This window comes from Mycobacterium sp. ACS1612 (assembly GCF_001667505.1).
Taxonomy (GTDB): Bacteria; Actinomycetota; Actinomycetes; order Mycobacteriales; family Mycobacteriaceae; genus Mycobacterium.
The window spans coordinates 78827-96165 of sequence record NZ_LZHZ01000031.1 but is presented as its reverse complement, the minus strand read 5'-3'; the positions used below and the strand labels follow the sequence as shown (position 1 = coordinate 96165).

Genomic DNA, 17339 nt, shown 5'->3' with positions numbered 1-17339 from the left:
GCTGCGGTCCAGGGGGCGACGAAGGCGCTGCAAGATCACGCCAAGCAACTCACTGATGCGATTGCGTGGTGCAAGAACGCTGCAACCACGATCGTCGTTGCAAAAGACACCATCACGTCTAACGTGACTGCGGCCCAGAGAGAAATTCAGTCGATCGAAAAAGCTGCAGCGAAAAACAATCAAAACCCTGATGGCGCCATCAGGGCTCTTGTCCAGCGCGAATTCAAGGAGAACGCGGACGTCGTCAACACGTTCGCATTGGCGTGGGGCGCCAAGCCGGGAGATCTGCCGCTCTCGCCGGCTGACGAGCCCGCGAAGCCGGATCCTGGTCAATCCGAAGAGATGCAAACGCTCACTGCACAACATCCTGGCAGGCCGGGTTATCACTCTCTCGACGGCAGTCCGCCACCGCCAGATGGGCGGCTGACTGGAGCTCAAAGCAGGCCCAATTACGAGTCCCTTAATGGAAACACCGCCCCGCCAGTTCCCGCGGCGCCGGTCTCTACAGGCGGCCCGCACGGAAGACCTGCGTACAACGCTCTGAACCAAAATGTGCAGCCGCCACCGCCATCAGTCGTGGAGCGGCCGGTGATCGGTACGCCCTCGACCACTGCGCCAACCCCAGTCGCCAGCGCCCCATCGGGCCCCGCAGCCCCCGCAGCCCCAAGCCTCGTCGGAGGCGGTGGCGGATCCTCGTCGGGCGGCGCTCCCGGCATCAGCAGCCCAAGCTCGCCATTGTCGACGTCCTCGGGCGCACCCTCAGGTGCTGCGGGCAGTGCGCCCGTCAACCCGGCCTCGGCCGGCCAGGGCGGTGCGCAAGCACCAGGCGTAGACGCCGCCAAAGCCGGAGCCGGTCAGCAGACCGGTCTTCAGCCGCAAACCGCACCCATAGCTAACCCGACTCCTCCGATGGCCGCCCAGCCCTCCATCCCGGCCACGCCTCCCGGCCCGGCACCGATTCCCGACGCCCCGGCACCAACCGCGTCCAGCGCGCCCGCCCCGTCCGGCGCACCCGCCGGACACGTCGCGCCGCCGCCACCCCCGGCGCCCTCCATCGGCGCTGCCCCCGGCGGTGGCGCTCCGGCCGCACCCGCGATGCCCCTCGGTCCGCCTCCCACACCACCACCGGCTGCACCACTCGGCCCGCCCGGCACCGCCGCCCCGGCCGCCACCTCGGTCGGCCCCGGCGTCGCGCCCGCATCCGCGGCCGCAGCAGCCAGCACCGTGGGAGCGCCTGCGCCAGTACCGGTTTCGGCCGCTCGCGCCGAACGCGACGCCATCGCCGCCGCCGCGACCGCCAGCGCACTGCGCCGCCAATCCGCCAGCGGCAATGACCCCCTGCAGGTCGCCCGCCGCATCGGCGCCGCCCTCAACGCCGAGCCCAACATCGACTTCGGCTTCTTCTGGGTGACCGCCCTGACCCAGGACGGTCAGATCGTCGTCGCCAACAGCTACGGCATCGCCTACATCCCCGACGGCGTCAACCTGCCCGACCAAGTCCGGATGGCCAGCGCCGACGAAGCCATCCCGCTCGGTGAACGCGCGAAGTGGGCGACTTATCCGATTCTCGCCGTCCAGGGCTGGGCGCAACACCACAACCTGCGGCTGCGGGCCGTCGTCGCAACCGAGGACCAGTTCAAGAACTTCGACCCCGGCACCGCCAAGGTCACCCTGCAATCCGACGACATCCCCGACAGCGGAAAGATGGAGGGCCGCAACAGGTTAGCGGTCATCGCGCCCGAAGCCGCCGCCCGGCTGGCCAGCGTCAGCGCCGGCGGGTTGTCCGAATTGCTGCCGCCTCCACCGTCGGACACCAACCCGCCGCCGGATGAGTCGAGCAAGCTGTGGTTCGAGGTGATGAAGCCGATGATGAGCACCAACCCCGAACGCGGGGTCGCGCACCTGGAGGCCTTCGTCGACTACGCCAACCACGCCCAGGAACAAGCCCTGTACCGCGCGCACACCGCCGCCGACGCCGCCGCTCAACGCGGCGCGATCGCCGACTGGGTCTACTGGCAGCACCTGAGCGTGCTCACCTCCGACGCGCTGGCAGGTGCCGCAGCGAAGTGACGGCGACAGGAAGCCCTAAGCTGTCACGAGTGGGTATTTCCAAAGTCGAGCGGCTGATGAACCTCGTCATCGCGCTGCTGTCCACCCGCACCTACATCACCGCCGAGCGGATCCGCGAAACCGTCTCCGGTTACGCCGACAGCGCCAGCGACGAAGCGTTCTCCCGGATGTTCGAGCGCGACAAGAACGAACTTCGCGACCTCGGCATCCCGCTCGAAACCGGGCGAGTGTCGCAGTTCGACCCCACCGAGGGCTACCGCATCAACCGCGACGCCTACGCGCTGCCCGCCGTCGAGTTGACCGCCGACGAGGCCGCCGCCGTCGCCGTCGCCACCCAACTCTGGGAATCACCCGAGCTGATCACGGCCACGCAAGGCGCACTGCTCAAGCTGCGTGCCGCAGGCGTCGACGTCGACGCCTCCGACTCGGCCATCGCGATCTCCTCCACCGGCATGCTGCCCGGACTGCGCGGCTCCGAAGATGTGTTGGGAATCCTGTTGTCCGCCATCGACTCTGGTCAAGCCGTCCAATTCCCGCACCGGCCATCGCGCAGCGACCCTTACACCGTGCGCACCGTCGAACCGTGGGGCGTCGTCACTGACAAGGGGCGCTGGTACCTGGTCGGGCACGACCGCGACCGCAACGCCACCCGCACCTTCCGGCTGTCCCGCATCGGCGCCGACGTCACCCCGATCGGCCCGACCGGCGCGGTCAAACCGCCCGAAGGCGTCAACCTGCGCGAGATCGTCGACCGCGCAGTAGGCGAGTGGCCCAGCACCGGTGAAGCCCGGGTGTGGGTCGCCGACGGTCGCGCCACTGCCCTGCGCCGTCACGCATCCATCGTCGGACCGCGCACCCTCGGCGGCCGCGCAGGTGACGAGATCACCGTCGAGATCGGCATGATGGACCGCCTCGCCCGCGAAATCGCCAGCTACGGCCCCGATGCTGTCGTCCTCGAACCGCAGGCCCTGCGCGACGACGTCCTGGCGCGCCTGCGCGCCCAAGCCGGCGAGGTGCCCGCATGACCGCCGTGTCCACCCGGCTGGTTCGGCTGCTCAACATGGTGCCGTACTTCCAGGCCAACCCGAAGATCACCTACGCTGAGGCGGCCACCGACCTCGGCGTCAGCGTCAAACAACTGCGCGACGACCTCAACCAGCTGTGGATGTGCGGGCTGCCCGGCTACGGCCCCGGTGACCTCATCGACTTCGAATTCTCCGGCGACACAATCGAAGTCACCTTCACCGCGGGTATCGACCACCCGCTGCGGCTGACGTCGCCGGAGGCCACCGGCATCCTGGTCGCGCTGCGGGCGCTGCTCGACGTGCCCGGCATGGTCGACCCCGAGGCCGCGCGCAGCGCGATCGCCAAGATCGAATCCGCCGCGGGCACAGTGGGTCGGGGCGCCGAAGCCGCGGTCGACGCGCCCGCTCCCGCTGAAAGCGAGGCCGCCGCCGCGGTCCGCGCCGCCGTGCGCAACGGCCGCGCCCTGTCCATCGAGTACTACTCGGCCTCCCACGACGTGCTCACCAGCCGCATCGTCGACCCCATCCGCGTCGTACTGGTCGCCGACCACAGCTATCTGGAGGCCTGGTGTCGCTCCGCCGAAGGCGTGCGGCTGTTCCGCTTCGACCGCATCGTCGACGCGCACGTGCTCGACGAGCCGTCCGCCCCGCCGCCACCGGCGGTGCAGGCCGAACCGGACACCTCACTGTTCGACGCCGACCCGTCGTTGCCGTCGGCCACCCTGCTGATCGACCGGTCCGCGTCGTGGATGTTCGACTACTACCCGCTGCGGGACATCCGCGAGCTGGCCGACGGCGCCTGCCAGGCCGCCATGACCTACGCCTCCGAGGAGTGGATGGCACGGTTCGTGCTGGGCTTCGGCTCCGCGGTCCGCGTCCTGGAGCCCGAATCGCTGGCTCAGCGGGTCCGCGAGTCCGCGACCGCTGCCCTGCACGCCTACGAGGTCGGTGCGGACAGCGCCGGCAGGTAGACTCGGTCCAGACGTCTGGAGGTAACAAAAATGGGCGGTCTTCAGCCCTGGCACTGGGTAATCGTCATCGCCGTATTCGTGCTGCTCTTCGGCGCCAAGAAGCTGCCGGACGCAGCGCGTTCACTCGGCAAGTCGATGCGGATCTTCAAATCGGAGATCAAAGAGATGCAGTCGGACTCCAAGCCGGAGGCCTCCGCACCGGCGCCCAACGTCGCCGGCCAAGCGGCTCCGGCGGCCACGCCGATCTCCTCGGAGCGCGTCGAGACGCCACCGCCGGCCCCGCAGGCCGAGCAGCGGTCGGATCAACGCCCGGCCTGACCGACGCCAACCCAATGGCCGCATCGTGACGCGGCGTAGATAGCCCGTGCAAACCCCCGGAATCTTCAAGAAACTCGATCCGCGTCGACGTCGGTCGCGCGTGAACCCCGACGGCACCATGTCGTTGGTCGAGCACCTCACCGAACTGCGGACCCGGCTGCTGATCGCGGTCGCCGCCGTCGTGCTGACGACGATCGCCGGGTTCTTCTGGTACAGCCACAGCTTCTTCGGGTTCCCCAGTCTCGGCGAGTGGCTGCGCGGGCCGTACTGTTCGCTGCCGCCGTCCGCGCGCGCCGCCATCGCACCCGACGGCGAATGCCGGCTGTTGGCGACGGCGCCGTTCGACCAGTTCATGCTGCGGCTGAAGGTGGGGCTGACCGCAGGCGTCATCCTGGCCTGCCCGGTGTGGCTGTATCAACTGTGGGCGTTCATCACCCCCGGCTTGTACAAAAAGGAACGTCGGTTCGCCAGCGCGTTCGTCGCCGTCGGGGCGGTGCTGTTCGTCACCGGCGCCGTGCTCGCCTACGTCGTGTTGTCGAAGGCGTTGCACTTCCTGTTGACCGTCGGCAGCGACGTCCAGGTCACCGCGCTGTCCGGCGAGCAGTACTTCGGCTTCCTGATCAACCTGCTGCTGGTGTTCGGCATCAGCTTCGAATTCCCGCTGCTGATCATCATGCTCAACCTCGTCGGCATCCTGACCTACGACCGGCTGAAGGCGTGGCGGCGCGGACTGATCTTCGGCCTCTTCATTTTCGCCGCGTTCGCGACGCCCGGGTCGGACCCGTTTTCGATGCTGGCGTTGGCGCTGGCCCTGTCTCTGCTGCTGGAGGTGTCCATCCAGCTGGCCCGCATTCACGACCGGCGCAAGGCCCGGCGCGCGGCGGCCGAGGACGTCCCCGACGAACTCGCTGCGCCGATCGGCAGTGTCGAGCCGATCGAGGCGCCGAGCGCCGTGCCCGCCCCGTCCCGGGTCGTGATCGATGACGACGCCACCTAGCGACCAACTCGCCAGCTTCTCCGCGCAGTTGTCGTTTGCGCTGGACGACTTTCAGCAGCGCGCCTGCCAAGCGCTGGAGAACGGCCACGGCGTGCTGGTGTGCGCACCGACCGGTGCGGGCAAGACCGTCGTCGGCGAGTTCGCCGTGCACCTGGCGTTGGCCGCGGGCCGAAAGTGTTTCTACACCACGCCGATCAAAGCGTTGAGCAACCAGAAGCACAACGATCTGGTGGCCAGGTACGGTCCGGAGCGGATCGGCCTGCTCACCGGCGACCAGTCGATCAACGGCGACGCCGACGTCGTCGTGATGACCACCGAAGTGCTCCGCAACATGCTTTACGCGGATTCGCCTGCGCTGCGCGGTCTTTCGCACGTGGTGATGGACGAGGTGCACTTCCTGGCCGACCGCATGCGCGGCGCGGTGTGGGAGGAAGTGATCCTGCATCTGCCCGAGGAGGTGCGGCTGGTCAGCCTCTCGGCGACGGTCAGCAACGCCGAGGAGTTCGGCGGCTGGATCCAGACCGTGCGCGGCGACACCACCGTCGTCGTCGACGAACACCGCCCGGTCCCGTTGTGGCAGCACGTCCTGGTCGGCAAGCGACTGTTCGACCTGTTCGACTACCGCAACTCGAAGGCCACCAAGTCCGGTCGCGAACTTCTGGTCGACCCGGAACTGCTGCGCCACATCGCGAATCGGCGGGAGGCCGACCGGCTGGCCGACTGGCAGCCCCGCGGCCGTGGCCGCTCCCGACCCAGCATCTACCGGCCACCGGGCAGGCCCGACGTGATCACCGCGCTCGACCGCGAAGGCCTGTTGCCTGCAATCACTTTCGTGTTCTCCCGGGCGGGCTGCGACGCCGCGGTCAAGCAATGCCTGCGCTCGTCGCTGCGACTCACCTCCGACGAGGAGCGGGTCCGCATCGCGGAGATCATCGACCGGCGCACCGCCGACCTCAACGACGCCGATCTCGTCGTCCTCGACTACCACGAATGGCGCGAAGGACTGCTGCGCGGGTTGGCCGCCCACCACGCGGGAATGCTGCCGATCTTCCGCCACACCGTGGAGGAGCTGTTCACCGCAGGCTTGGTGAAGGCTGTCTTCGCAACGGAGACACTGGCTTTGGGCATCAACATGCCGGCGCGCACGGTGGTGCTCGAACGGCTGGTCAAGTTCAACGGTGAGCAGCACATGCCGTTGACGCCGGGGGAGTACACCCAGTTGACGGGCCGGGCGGGACGACGCGGCATCGACGTCGAAGGGCATGCGGTGGTGTTGTGGCATCCCGACATCGACCCGGCCGAGGTCGCTGGTCTGGCGTCGACGCGTACCTTTCCGCTGCGCAGTTCGTTCGCGCCGACTTACAACATGACCATCAACCTGGTGAACCAGATGGGGCCCACGCAGGCACACAAACTGCTTGAAAGCTCCTTCGCTCAGTATCAGGCCGACCGCTCGGTGGTCGGGTTGGTCCGTGCCGTCGAGCGCGGCGAACGGTTACTCGACGAAATCGCAGGAGAACTCGACGGCGGACGTGACGCGCCGATCCTGGCGTATGTGCGGCTGCGACAGCAGATCTCGGAACGCGAACGCGCGCAGTCGCGGGCGTCGCGTCTGCAACGGCGGCGGGCCGCCAACGACGCGCTGGCCGCGCTGCGCCGCGGCGACATCATCACCATCACCCACGGCCGCCGCGGCGGCCTGGCAGTCGTGCTCGAAGCCGACCGTGACAGCGACGATCCGCGGCCGCTGGTGCTCACCGAACACCGTTGGGCCGGGCGCATTTCGTCGGCCGACTACTCGGGCGCGTCGGAACCGTTGGGCTCGATGCCGCTGCCCAAACGGGTCGAACACCGCAACCCGCGGATGCGCCGCGACCTCGCCTCGGCGCTGCGTTCGGCGTCGACGGGACTCGACGTGCCGTCGGGCAACCGCCACCGCAGCGGACCGCCGAAGGAACGCGACGTCGACCCCGAACTCGCGGGACTGCGCGAACAGATGCGCGGTCACCCCGCCCATCACTTGCCCGAACGGGAAGCCAAGGCCCGGTTGGCGGAACGCTATATGCGCGTCGAACGCGACAACGAACAGTTGCGGCAGAAGATCGCGGCCGCCACCAACTCGCTGGCCCGCACCTTCGACCGCATCGTCGTGCTGCTGACCGAGCGCGGGTTCATCGACGGCGAAGGCGCCGACCCCAAGGTCACCGACGACGGCCGGTTGTTGGCCAGGATCTACAGCGAGAGTGACCTATTGGTCGCCGAATGCCTGCGCAGCGGCACCTGGGACGGGCTGGAGCCCGCCGAACTCGCGGCCGTGGTGTCATCGGTGCTCTTCGAATCGCGGGGCGACGCGCCGGGCGCCCCGGACGGAATTCAAGTGCCGACCGGCAAGGTGCGTCGCGCGCTGAACCAGACCCGTCGGTTGTGGAGCGAGTTGCGCGCCGACGAGCAGCGGCACCGGATCGCCCAAAGCCGTGAGCCCGAAGAGGGTTTCGTCACCGCCATCTACCGCTGGGCCACCACCGGCGACCTGACCACCGCGCTCGCCGCCTCCGACGCCTCAGGCACCGGGACACCGTTGTCGGCGGGCGATTTCGTGCGGTGGTGCCGTCAGGTGCTCGACCTGCTCGACCAGGTCCGCAACGCCGCACCGACACCGGCGCTGCGGACGACCGCGAAACGCGCTATCAACGACATTCGACGCGGCGTCGTGGCTGTTGATGCCGGGTAGTGTGTTCGCCAGCAGTGCGACCCATGAGCAAGGAGAGACATGAGCGGACCGCAAGGATCTGATCCGACGCAGCCGTGGCCCGGTCAGCAACCGGAGTCTGGGCAGGATCAGACGTCAAGCGACCCGTCGGCGAATCAGCCGTGGCAGCCGCCGACTCCAGGGGCCGAACAACCGACCACCGCGGCGCCGTCCTGGCAGCCTCCGCCGGCTTACGATCCGCAACAGCATCAGTATCCGCAGTATCAGCAGCCGGGCGCGCCGGCGTATCAGCCGCCGCAGCAGTACTCGTCGGGTGAGCAGTACGCCCAGCCTGGGGCGTACACGCCGCCGACCTATCCGGGGCAGTACGGTCAGCCCGGCCAATACACCCCCCAACCGGGTCAGCCCTACGCGCCTCCGCCTGGCCAGCCGTATGGGCAGCAGCCCGACCAATACGGCCAACAGCCTGGTCAGTACGGGCAGTTCCCGCAGTACACCGCGCCAGGTTCGGAAGAAAGCTCCAAGCGCTCGATGCGCGTCATCCTCGGTGTCGTCGGGGCTCTCGTCCTCATTGTGATCGCGGCGGTGGCGGTGCTGGGATTCGTCACGCCGGGCTGGTTCTGGACCAACAAGCTGGACATCAACGCCGCGCAGACCGGGGTGCAGCAGATCCTGACCGACGAGGCCAACGGCTACGGCGCGAAGAACGTCAAGGACGTCAAGTGCAACGACGGCCAGAACCCCACGGTGAAGAAGGGCGAAACCTTCAACTGCGAGGTCAGCATCGACGGCACCAAGCGCCAGGTCACCGTGACGTTCCAGGACGACAAGGGCACCTACGAGGTGGGCAGGCCCAAGTAGCGGCTATCCGGGCAGCGCGTCGAGCGCCTTTTGCAGGCGACCGATCGACGACGTCACTCCGTACTGTTCGGCGAGTTCGACGACCTTGCGCGGATGCTCGGCCGCCAGCGGCAGCTTGTCGGACTTCGTGGAGAAGCTGACGTCGGCGTCGGCGGCCACCCGCACGACGGGCCCCGCCGCCTCGATGTAGTCGGTGGCCGCCAGCAACTTGTTCCGGTACGCCTTGGACATCTTTGATTTCGGGTCCTGCGCCGCAGCCAGGATCGTCTCGAGCGAGCCGTGCTGCGCCAAAAGCGTCGCAGCCGTCTTCTCGCCGATGCCTGGCACCCCGGGTAGGCCGTCCGACGGATCCCCGCGCAGCAACGCCAGTTCGGCGTAAGCGGGTCCGGCGCGGTCGACCGGCACACCGTAGGTTTCGGCGACTTCGGCGGGCCCGAACTTGGTGGCTTTGGCCAATCCGCGGCCCAGGTAGAGCACCCGGACCGCGACCGGGTCGTCGCACACCAGTTGCAGCAGGTCGCGGTCACCGCTGACCACCACGACCGGGTCGCGACGTTCGCGGTAGGCCAACGTGCCCAGAACGTCGTCGGCCTCGCATTGCGGGGCGCCCGCGGTCGGAATGCCGAAGGCGTCCAGGATCTCCATGATCATGTCCACCTGCGGGGTCAACTCGTCGGGGACCTCTTCGATGTCGGGTTGTCCGTCCGGGTTCTCCTCGAGCACACGGTGCGCCTTGTACGACGGGATCAGGTCGACACGCCACTGCGGACGCCAGTCATCGTCGCGGCATACCACCAGTCGCGTCGGTTGCTCCCGGGTGATCAGCGTCGCGACCGCGTCGAGAAAACCGCGTACCGCGTTGACGGGCCGTCCGTCGGGCGCCTTGATCGATGAGGGCACACCGAAATACGAGCGGAACCACATGCTGGCGCCGTCGAGCAGCAACAAGGACATGCCGGTCATCCTGCCAGGGGTTGCGCAGCACTTTCGCGGGTATCCGGTAGGGCATGCCGCAGGTGCAAGTCTTCGCCGATGCCCATCGCAGCGCCGATTCGATGTGGCGTGAACTCGGCGGGTTCCACAGCATCGCCGATTGGCATCCGATGATCACCGCGGCGTCCGGAGAAGGCGAACAGCCCGGCGCGGTCCGGATTCTGGAGACCGAGGACGGCCTGCGGTGGGAGGAGCGGTTGACCGAATACGATCCCGCGCAACGGATCTACCGATACGAAGCCTCTTTGGCGAATCTGCCGATCGCAGATTTTCGCGGCGAGTTCCGCATCCGCCCTGGCGGACAACACCGATCCACCGCGATTTGGACAGCCCAGTTCTCGGTCACCGACGGCGACGAGAAGGCGGCCAGTGACGCGGTACGCCGGTTCTTCCGGTCCGGCGCCCGTGCCATCGAGAGGCAGTACGCGATGCGGCCCGTCGCGGCGCTGCGCCGCCGGGTGCGCACACTGCAACGGCGCCTGTGAATCAGCCACCGCGTTCGGCTGGCGAGTCACACTGGACGGATGATCGAGATGTTGCCCGGCATGCCGGCGGGCGTCACCGGCATCCGCGTGTCAGGCCGCGTGCGCGGTGACGACCTGCGCGATTTCAAGCCGACGATGGAGCACCTGGCCAAGACCGGTGAGATCAGGATCGTCGAGGTGATCGCCTCCGACTACGAAGGCTTCGGGCCTGGCGGGCTGGCAGAAGACCTGAAGCTGGGGCTCGGTGCATTGATTCACCACCACTCGGCGTTCAGACGAATTGCGGTGGTTTCCGACAAAGATTGGGTGGCCCACGCGCTGCACGCGTTCGCCTGGATGGTTCCCGGCGAACTCGCATTGTTCGGGCTCGACGAGGTCGACCGGGCCGCGCAGTGGGCCGCGGGCTGACGGAGGAGAACAGATGCCCTTCGGTGTTGATCACATCGACCACGTTGTGCTCAATTGTCGCGACGTCGACGCCACGGTCGACTGGTATGTGCGGGTGCTCGGCATGAGACGAGAAGTGTTCGGCGACAATCGGATTGCGCTTGCCTTCGGCAACCAGAAGATCAACGTGCGGCCGACGGGCGCGCCCAATTGGGAGACCGGCGCGGTCGACGCCCCCGGGTCGCTGGATCTGTGCTTCATCGCCGACCTGAGCCCGGACGAGATCGGGGCCCACCTGCGGGCTTGCGGAGTGACGATCACGGCGGGGCCGGTGCCGAAGACCGGCGCTGCGGGCCCAATGACGTCGCATTACTGCCGCGATCCCGACGACAACCTGATCGAGGTCGCCAGCTATTGGGCCCGCGATTAGCCTTCATGGCATGACCGCCAGTCGATTCAGCACCGATGTGTACGCGCAGCGGCTCAACGCGGCCGCGTCCGCCGCCGCCGAAGCGGGCCTGGCCGGGCTCGTCATCACCCCCGGATACGACCTGCGGTATCTGGTGGGTTCGCGGGCGCAGACCTTCGAGCGGCTGACCGCGTTGGTGTTGCCTGCCGACGGTGCACCGACGGTCGTGGTGCCGCGGCTGGAACTGGCCTCGTTGAAGGAGTCCGCGGTCACCGAACTCGGTCTGGCCGTGCGTGACTGGGTCGACGGCGACGACCCGTACGCGTTGGTCGCCGACGCGCTGGGGGGCGCGCCCGTCGCGACCGCTGTCACCGACGCCATGCCCGCGCTACACCTGCTTCCGCTCGCCGAGGTGCTCGGGGTGGTGCCGGTGCTCGCCACGAGCGTGTTGCGCCGGTTGCGGATGATCAAGGACGCCGCCGAAGTAGACGCGCTCCGTAAGGCCGGCGCGGCGATCGACCGGGTGCACGCCCGCGTCCCGGAGTTTCTGGTGCCCGGCAGAACCGAAGCAGACGTCGCCGCGGATATCGCCGAAGCGATTGTCGCCGAGGGACATTCAGAGGTGGCCTTCATCATCGTCGGCTCGGGGCCGCACGGCGCCGACCCGCACCACGAGTGCTCCGACCGTGAATTGCGCGCCGGCGACATCGTTGTCGTCGACATCGGCGGCCCGTACGAGCCGGGATACAACTCCGACTCGACGCGCACCTACAGCATCGGCGAGCCCGACCCCGAGGTGGCCAGGCGCTACGCGGTGCTGCAACGCGCTCAACAGGCCGCGGTCGAGGCGGTGCGGCCAGGGGTGACCGCGGAACAGGTGGACGCCGTCGCGCGTGACGTGCTGGCCGCCGAAGGGTTGGCCGACGCGTTCGTGCACCGCACCGGCCACGGTATCGGGCTGTCGGTGCACGAGGAGCCCTACATCGTCGCAGGCAACAACTTGCCGTTGGAGCCGGGCATGGCGTTTTCCGTCGAGCCCGGTATCTACTTCCCGGGTCAGTGGGGCGCCCGCATCGAGGACATCGTGGTGGTCACCGCCGACGGCGCGGTGTCGGTGAACAACCGCCCGCACGACCTGGTCGTCGTACCCGCCTGAGTTCGCGCCTATGAGGACCTAGTCTTCGGCGCGGTCGAGCAGGTCGGAGGACCCCAGCACCCGCTCCACGCGGACCTCGATGACCACCCGCTTCGGGTTCACCCGCGGCGTGCGGTAGCGCTGGGCGTACCGCAGTTCGGCGTCGCGCACCGCGTCGGTCTCGGTGTTGACCACCGCCTTGCCCTCCAGCGACAGCCAGCGGGCACCGTCGACCTGGCTGAGCACCGCGACACCGCGCTGCTGCGCGTTCACCGCCTTCTGCGAGCCGCCGGTGGTGATCACCCGCGCGATGTGTGTCTTCGGATCGAAGGTGAACCCGACCGCCACCACGTGTGGGGAATTGTCCGAGCGCAGCGTCGTCAACATGGCCAGATGCCGTTCGGTGAGAAACGCCAACGCGTCGTTCGTGAGTCGGGTGGTTGCCTTCGCCATCAAGGCTCACGGTAGCGCAGGACATAATCAGGTTCGTGAAGGACACGGACCCCGGGCTGGTCGTGATTTTCGGCGGCCGCAGCGAGATCGGGCTGGAACTGGCCACCCGGCTGGGTGCGGGCGCCACCGTGGTGCTCGCGGCCCGTCGCGCCGACACCCTCGACGACGAGGTCTCCGCAGTGCGAGCGGCGGGCGCCGCGCCCGTGCACGTCCGCGAATTCGATGCCGACGACCTCGCGTCACACGGCCCGCTGGTCGACGAGATCGTCGCCGAACTCGGTCCGATCCGCAGCGCGGTGTTGGCGTTCGGCATCCTCGGCGATCAGGCCCTGGCCGAGAAGGATCCCGCGCACGCCGCCGCCATCGTGCACACCGACTACGTCGCTCAAGTGAGCCTGTTGACCGTGCTCGCCAACGTGATGCGGTCGGCAGGGCGCGGCACGATCGTCACGTTCTCGTCGATAGCGGGTGCGCGGGTGCGGCGTGCGAACTACGTATACGGCTCGGCGAAAGCGGGATTGGACGGGTTCTGCAGCGGCCTCGCCGACGCGTTGCACGGCTCCGGGGTGCGGTTGTTGGTGGTGCGGCCGGGCTTCGTGATCGGGCGGATGACCGAGGGCATGGCGCCTGCGCCGTTCTCCAGGACCGCGCCGCAGGTGGCCGACGCGACCGTGCGCGCATTGAACGGCACCCGGCGCAGCGTCTGGTTTCCCTGGCAGGTGGGAGCGCTCGCTGCCGTGATGCGGCTGCTGCCGCAGCCGGTGTGGCGGAGGATGCCGAGATGATCACCGTCGTGGGCATCGGCGCCGACGGCATGTCCGGGCTGGCGCCGGCCTCAGCTGCCGAGTTGCGCAGCGCGACAGTGGTTTACGGGTCGTCTCGGCAACTGGACCTGCTCGACGACAGCGTCACCGCCGAGCGCAGGCAATGGCCATCGCCGATGCTGGGCGTGGTGGAGTCCCTTGGCGATATCGACGGCGACGTCCACGTCGTCGCCAGCGGGGACCCCATGCTTCATGGCGTCGCTGGCCTGCTCATCCGGTTGTTGGGTGCGGACAAGGTGACCGTGCTGCCGCACGTGTCGTCGGTGACGCTGGCGTGCGCACGGCTCGGCTGGCCCGTGCAGGAAACCGAAGTGATCAGTCTGATGACCGCTGAACCACACACGGCAGTGCGGCGCGGCGGGCAGGCGATCGTGCTGTGTCGTGACGGCGGCGGCCCCACCATCGTGGCCCGGTTGCTGACCGACGGCGGTCGAGGTGATTCCGAACTCGCCGTGCTCGAACAGCTCGGGGGGCCCAAAGAGCGTCGCCGCGACGCCACGGCCCGCGAGTGGGCGGCCAATCCGCCCGACGATGTCGACGATCTCAACGTAGTGGCGGTGCGCTACCTGCCCAACGATTCTCGGCGATCGGTGCTGCCCGACGACGCGTTCGCCCACGACGGCCAAATCACCAAGCAGTCGGTGCGCGCGGTCACTCTCGCCGCGCTGGCGCCGCGGGACGGCGAGCTGCTATGGGACGTGGGCGCCGGATCCGGCAGCGTCGCGATCGAATGGTGCCGCAGCGGATCACGGTGTCGGGCAGTGGCGTTCGAGCGTGACGCGCAGCGCCGCAACCAGATCGCCGAGAACGCGTTGGCACACGGAGTCATGGTGGATGTACGCGGCGCGGCGCCCGCCGCATTCGACGAAGCAATCCTCAGGGACGGTGGCGTGGACGGGATACCGCGGCCGACGGCGATGTTCATCGGCGGCGGGGTCACTCAACCGGGCCTGCTGGAGGCCTGTTACGACAAGCTGCCCTCCGGTGGACGGCTGGTGGTCAACGCCGTCACCGCTGAATCCGAAGCCGTTCTCGCCCAGTGGTATTCGCATCTCGGCGGCGAGCTTCGTCGGTTCCAGCACTACCGCGGCGAGCCGCTGGGCGGTTTGACCGGTTGGCGGCCCGCCATGCCCATCACCCAGTGGTCGGTGACCAAGGAATGACGGTGTACTTCATCGGTGCCGGCCCCGGCGCCGCCGACCTGATCACCGTGCGCGGCCAGCGTCTGCTCAGCAGGTGTCCGGTCTGCCTGTACGCCGGGTCGATCATGCCCGAGGACCTGCTGGCACTCTGCCCGCCGGAGGCACGGGTGGTCGACACCGGACCGCTGACGCTCGACCAGATCATCACCGAACTCGCCGACGCGCATGCGGCGGGCCTCGACGTCGCACGACTGCATTCCGGCGACCCGTCGATCTACAGCGCCCTAGCCGAACAATGCCGTCGACTCGACGCGCTCGGTGTCGACTACGAGATCGTCCCCGGCGTACCGGCATTCGCCGCCGCGGCGGCCGTGTTGGGCCGCGAGCTCACCGTGCCCGGCGTTGCGCAGACCGTCACCCTGACGCGGGTCGCGACGCTGTCCACCGCGATGCCGCCGGGGGAGGACCTGCGGACCCTGTCGGCATCCGGTTCGACGCTGGTGCTGCATCTGGCCGCCGCGCAGATCGACTCGATCGCGCCGGACCTGATCGCCGGCGGCTACCGACCCGAAACACCCTGCGCGGTAGTGGCATTCGCCACGTGGCCGCAGGAGACGGTGCTGCGTTGCACCCTGGCCGAACTGGCCGAGCAGACCAAGGAGGCAGGCATCACCCGCACCGCCGTCATCGTGGTCGGCGACGTGCTCGCCGCCGAAGGGTTCGCCGACAGCTATCTCTACTCGTCCGGTCGGGTGCGCCGGGGACGGCACTGATGCGCATCCTGCTTCTCGGCGGCACATCCGAAGCTCGCGCGCTGGCCGCCCAATTGCACCGGGATGTCGAGGTGATCAGCTCGCTGGCCGGTCGCGTCCCCGACCCCGCGCTCCCGGTGGGTGAGGTCCGGATCGGCGGCTTCGGCGGCGTCGACGGCCTGCGCCGGTGGCTGCGCGATACCCGCGTCGACGCCGTCGTCGACGCCACTCATCCCTACGCGGCCACGATCACCGGCAACGCCGCCGCCGCATGCCGCGACATGGGCCTGCCGCATCTCGTGCTGGCCCGGCCTGGCTGGGATCCCGGCGACGCGATCGTCGTGGCGTCCGACACCGACGCAGCGAAAACGGTGACCGCCAACGGCTATTCGCGCGTGTTTCTGACCACCGGTCGATCCGGCACGGTAGCCTTCGCCAACGTCGACGCCTGGTTCCTGATCCGTGCGGTCACGGCCCCCGAGCCGACCACATTGCCCCGTCGCCACCACCTTGTGCTGTCCCGCGGGCCGTACCACTACCGCGGCGAGGTGGCTCTGCTGCGCGAACACCGCATCGACGCGCTGGTGACCAAGAACAGCGGGGGCGCGATGACGCGGCCGAAGTTGGATGCCGCTGCGGCACTTGGCATCCCGGTGGTAATGGTCGACCGCCCGTTGCTGCCCGCCGGGGTGACGACGGTGAGCACCGTCGCCGCCGCCGCCGACTGGGTCAGATCGACTGGTGGCTGTTGATCAACTCCAGCGTGCCCAACTCGCGGATCGCCCGACAGCCACGATGGAACATGGTCAGCACCATCTCGTCGCCGCGCTCGGTTGACGCCGCGAACGCGAACCCGAGACCGCCCAGCAACGGCGCCTGCAGCACGCCTAGACGGTAATCCCGCCAACATGTTTCGGCGTCGTAACCCGTTACGCCATAACGCAACAGCCCGTCGTGGTAGCGGCCGACGAGATCCCGTTCGATCTCCGCGCGCACCTCCGGCACCAGGCTGGTCGCGGCGAAATACGCCAAATCCCGTGCAGGCAGGCCGAGGCCCACGGTCTGCCAGTCGACCACCGTGATGCGGGTGCGGTCGGGATCGAACAGCATGTTGTCGAGCCGATAGTCCCCGTGCATCAGCGAATAACGCGTCGGCTCGGTCAACAACCACGGCGTCACCAACCGCATGGCCGCGCGGAGCGTGTCGCGGTCCTCCGCGCTCATCCGGCCGCCAAGCTTCTCGATGGTGATGTCGGCGGCCATCACCGAGACGTCGCCGAGACCTTTCGCCGCTGCCTCGTCGCCTGGCTTGGGCATCGAAACAGCCTTCAGCGCAAGCCACGTCGGGTCACACCAACTCGGGCCGTGCAAACCAGCAAGGCCCTCGACGGCCAGTTGCGCCTCCTGCGGGCTGCACCCCGCGAGCTGGTCACCCTGCACGGCGGGCGCCATATCGGCGAGCACCAGAACGAAGTCGGCACCGCTGTCGCTGATGTCGCTGTAGTAACACCTCGGCACCGGGATCTGCACGTGGGCGGCGACGTCAGCGTAGAACTCGACCTCGGAGCGGTAGCCGAGTGCGACGCGCTCGCGGACCGCGTCATCCTGCGCCGACAGCTTGACCGCGAAAGTGTCCGGCAGCCCGCTGTTTGCGGCGTACGTCGCGCACACCCGATAGGTCGCGCCCGTCTGGCCCGTGCCGATCGGGGTGACGTCCACGTCGCGGACGTCGGCTCCGAGCGCCGAACCGAGCCATGCCGGCGTTACATCTGACGGCCCGCGTGGAATGTCTAGGGTCACGCGCCGG

At 68.5% G+C, this 17339-nt stretch carries 18 protein-coding genes; 15 read left to right on the top strand and 3 right to left on the bottom strand.

The annotated features are described in order from the left end of the window. The first annotated feature begins 909 nt into the window (after positions 1-909). From A5724_RS34520 to A5724_RS12755, 7 genes are read left to right on the top strand one after another with little or no spacing between them, the layout of a single operon-like run. Positions 910-2070, top strand: coding sequence for a secretion protein EccK (locus tag A5724_RS34520; protein ID WP_232004805.1), 1161 nt, complete (start codon positions 910-912; stop codon positions 2068-2070). 56 nt (positions 2071-2126) lie between these two features. Further along, complete coding sequence (locus A5724_RS12780) at positions 2127-3095, top strand: YafY family protein (protein ID WP_067801999.1); 969 nt, start codon at positions 2127-2129, stop codon at positions 3093-3095. Further along, a complete protein-coding gene (locus A5724_RS12775; RefSeq protein WP_067801736.1) occupies positions 3092-4066 on the top strand; it encodes a YafY family protein in 975 nt (324 codons plus the stop codon). Before A5724_RS12780 ends, A5724_RS12775 begins: the two co-directional genes overlap by 4 nt. A 30-nt stretch (positions 4067-4096) precedes the next feature. After that, positions 4097-4384, top strand: a complete 288-nt coding sequence (tatA, locus tag A5724_RS12770; RefSeq protein WP_067801734.1) for a Sec-independent protein translocase subunit TatA — start codon at positions 4097-4099, stop codon at positions 4382-4384. A 46-nt stretch (positions 4385-4430) separates the two neighbouring features. Further along, positions 4431-5381, top strand: a complete 951-nt coding sequence (tatC, locus tag A5724_RS12765) for a twin-arginine translocase subunit TatC (RefSeq protein WP_067801731.1) — start codon at positions 4431-4433, stop codon at positions 5379-5381. Further along, positions 5365-8112, top strand: coding sequence for an RNA helicase (locus A5724_RS12760; RefSeq protein ID WP_067801729.1), 2748 nt, complete (start codon positions 5365-5367; stop codon positions 8110-8112). Before tatC ends, A5724_RS12760 begins: the two co-directional genes overlap by 17 nt. A gap of 39 nt (positions 8113-8151) precedes the next feature. Further along, entirely contained in the window at positions 8152-8952 is an 801-nt protein-coding gene (locus tag A5724_RS12755; RefSeq protein WP_067801726.1) for a DUF4333 domain-containing protein, read from the top strand. Positions 8953-8955: 3 nt separating this feature from the next. On the opposite strand, the gene A5724_RS12750 is transcribed toward A5724_RS12755, so the two are convergent. Further along, entirely contained in the window at positions 8956-9906 is a 951-nt protein-coding gene (locus tag A5724_RS12750; RefSeq protein ID WP_156752254.1) for a 5'-3' exonuclease, read from the bottom strand. Between the two features lie 53 nt (positions 9907-9959). Between A5724_RS12750 and A5724_RS12745 the strand changes: the two genes are divergently transcribed. The 4 genes from A5724_RS12745 to A5724_RS12730 are packed head-to-tail and all read left to right on the top strand — an operon-like array spanning position 9960 to position 12382. Beyond that, entirely contained in the window at positions 9960-10430 is a 471-nt protein-coding gene (locus tag A5724_RS12745) for an SRPBCC family protein (RefSeq protein ID WP_067801719.1), read from the top strand. Positions 10431-10469: 39 nt separating this feature from the next. Next, entirely contained in the window at positions 10470-10838 is a 369-nt protein-coding gene (locus A5724_RS12740; protein ID WP_067801715.1) for an STAS/SEC14 domain-containing protein, read from the top strand. Between the two features lie 13 nt (positions 10839-10851). Then, complete coding sequence (locus tag A5724_RS12735) at positions 10852-11247, top strand: VOC family protein (RefSeq protein ID WP_067801712.1); 396 nt, start codon at positions 10852-10854, stop codon at positions 11245-11247. Positions 11248-11257: 10 nt separating this feature from the next. Then, the gene (locus A5724_RS12730; RefSeq protein ID WP_067801709.1) at positions 11258-12382 is read left to right on the top strand and encodes a Xaa-Pro peptidase family protein; all 1125 of its coding nucleotides are present in this window, start codon (positions 11258-11260) and stop codon (positions 12380-12382) included. An 18-nt stretch (positions 12383-12400) separates the two neighbouring features. Here A5724_RS12730 and A5724_RS12725 read toward each other — a convergent pair whose 3' ends face one another. Further along, on the bottom strand, positions 12401-12814 hold the full coding sequence (locus A5724_RS12725; protein ID WP_067801706.1) for a F420-dependent biliverdin reductase: 414 nt from the start codon (positions 12812-12814) through the stop codon (positions 12401-12403). A 35-nt stretch (positions 12815-12849) separates the two neighbouring features. Between A5724_RS12725 and A5724_RS12720 the strand changes: the two genes are divergently transcribed. From A5724_RS12720 to A5724_RS12705, 4 genes are read left to right on the top strand one after another with little or no spacing between them, the layout of a single operon-like run. Beyond that, entirely contained in the window at positions 12850-13599 is a 750-nt protein-coding gene (locus tag A5724_RS12720; protein WP_067801703.1) for an SDR family NAD(P)-dependent oxidoreductase, read from the top strand. Continuing rightward, the gene (locus A5724_RS12715; protein WP_067801997.1) at positions 13596-14801 is read left to right on the top strand and encodes a bifunctional cobalt-precorrin-7 (C(5))-methyltransferase/cobalt-precorrin-6B (C(15))-methyltransferase; all 1206 of its coding nucleotides are present in this window, start codon (positions 13596-13598) and stop codon (positions 14799-14801) included. Before A5724_RS12720 ends, A5724_RS12715 begins: the two co-directional genes overlap by 4 nt. Then, the gene (cobM, locus tag A5724_RS12710) at positions 14798-15553 is read left to right on the top strand and encodes a precorrin-4 C(11)-methyltransferase (protein WP_067801994.1); all 756 of its coding nucleotides are present in this window, start codon (positions 14798-14800) and stop codon (positions 15551-15553) included. The genes A5724_RS12715 and cobM overlap by 4 nt, the downstream gene beginning before the upstream one ends. After that, on the top strand, positions 15553-16284 hold the full coding sequence (locus A5724_RS12705) for a cobalt-precorrin-6A reductase (RefSeq protein WP_067801700.1): 732 nt from the start codon (positions 15553-15555) through the stop codon (positions 16282-16284). Before cobM ends, A5724_RS12705 begins: the two co-directional genes overlap by 1 nt. Here the strand turns inward: A5724_RS12705 and A5724_RS12700 are convergent. Then, positions 16262-17332, bottom strand: coding sequence for a phosphotransferase family protein (locus tag A5724_RS12700; protein ID WP_067801697.1), 1071 nt, complete (start codon positions 17330-17332; stop codon positions 16262-16264). The two genes, A5724_RS12705 and A5724_RS12700, sit on opposite strands and share 23 nt — an antisense overlap. Between the last annotated feature and the right edge of the window lie 7 nt (positions 17333-17339).

Coding starts and splice junctions, on each gene's coding strand:
- A5724_RS12750 (WP_156752254.1), bottom strand. CDS start 9,906: ATGTCCTTGTTGCTGCTCGACGGCGCCAGCATGTGGTTCCGCTCGTAT.
- A5724_RS12725 (WP_067801706.1), bottom strand. CDS start 12,814: ATGGCGAAGGCAACCACCCGACTCACGAACGACGCGTTGGCGTTTCTC.
- A5724_RS12735 (WP_067801712.1), top strand. CDS start 10,852: ATGCCCTTCGGTGTTGATCACATCGACCACGTTGTGCTCAATTGTCGC.
- A5724_RS12760 (WP_067801729.1), top strand. CDS start 5,365: ATGACGACGCCACCTAGCGACCAACTCGCCAGCTTCTCCGCGCAGTTG.
- A5724_RS12730 (WP_067801709.1), top strand. CDS start 11,258: ATGACCGCCAGTCGATTCAGCACCGATGTGTACGCGCAGCGGCTCAAC.
- A5724_RS12715 (WP_067801997.1), top strand. CDS start 13,596: ATGATCACCGTCGTGGGCATCGGCGCCGACGGCATGTCCGGGCTGGCG.
- A5724_RS12775 (WP_067801736.1), top strand. CDS start 3,092: ATGACCGCCGTGTCCACCCGGCTGGTTCGGCTGCTCAACATGGTGCCG.
- A5724_RS12740 (WP_067801715.1), top strand. CDS start 10,470: ATGATCGAGATGTTGCCCGGCATGCCGGCGGGCGTCACCGGCATCCGC.
- A5724_RS34520 (WP_232004805.1), top strand. CDS start 910: ATGGCCGCCCAGCCCTCCATCCCGGCCACGCCTCCCGGCCCGGCACCG.
- A5724_RS12745 (WP_067801719.1), top strand. CDS start 9,960: ATGCCGCAGGTGCAAGTCTTCGCCGATGCCCATCGCAGCGCCGATTCG.
- A5724_RS12780 (WP_067801999.1), top strand. CDS start 2,127: ATGAACCTCGTCATCGCGCTGCTGTCCACCCGCACCTACATCACCGCC.
- A5724_RS12705 (WP_067801700.1), top strand. CDS start 15,553: ATGCGCATCCTGCTTCTCGGCGGCACATCCGAAGCTCGCGCGCTGGCC.
- cobM (WP_067801994.1), top strand. CDS start 14,798: ATGACGGTGTACTTCATCGGTGCCGGCCCCGGCGCCGCCGACCTGATC.
- A5724_RS12755 (WP_067801726.1), top strand. CDS start 8,152: ATGAGCGGACCGCAAGGATCTGATCCGACGCAGCCGTGGCCCGGTCAG.
- tatA (WP_067801734.1), top strand. CDS start 4,097: ATGGGCGGTCTTCAGCCCTGGCACTGGGTAATCGTCATCGCCGTATTC.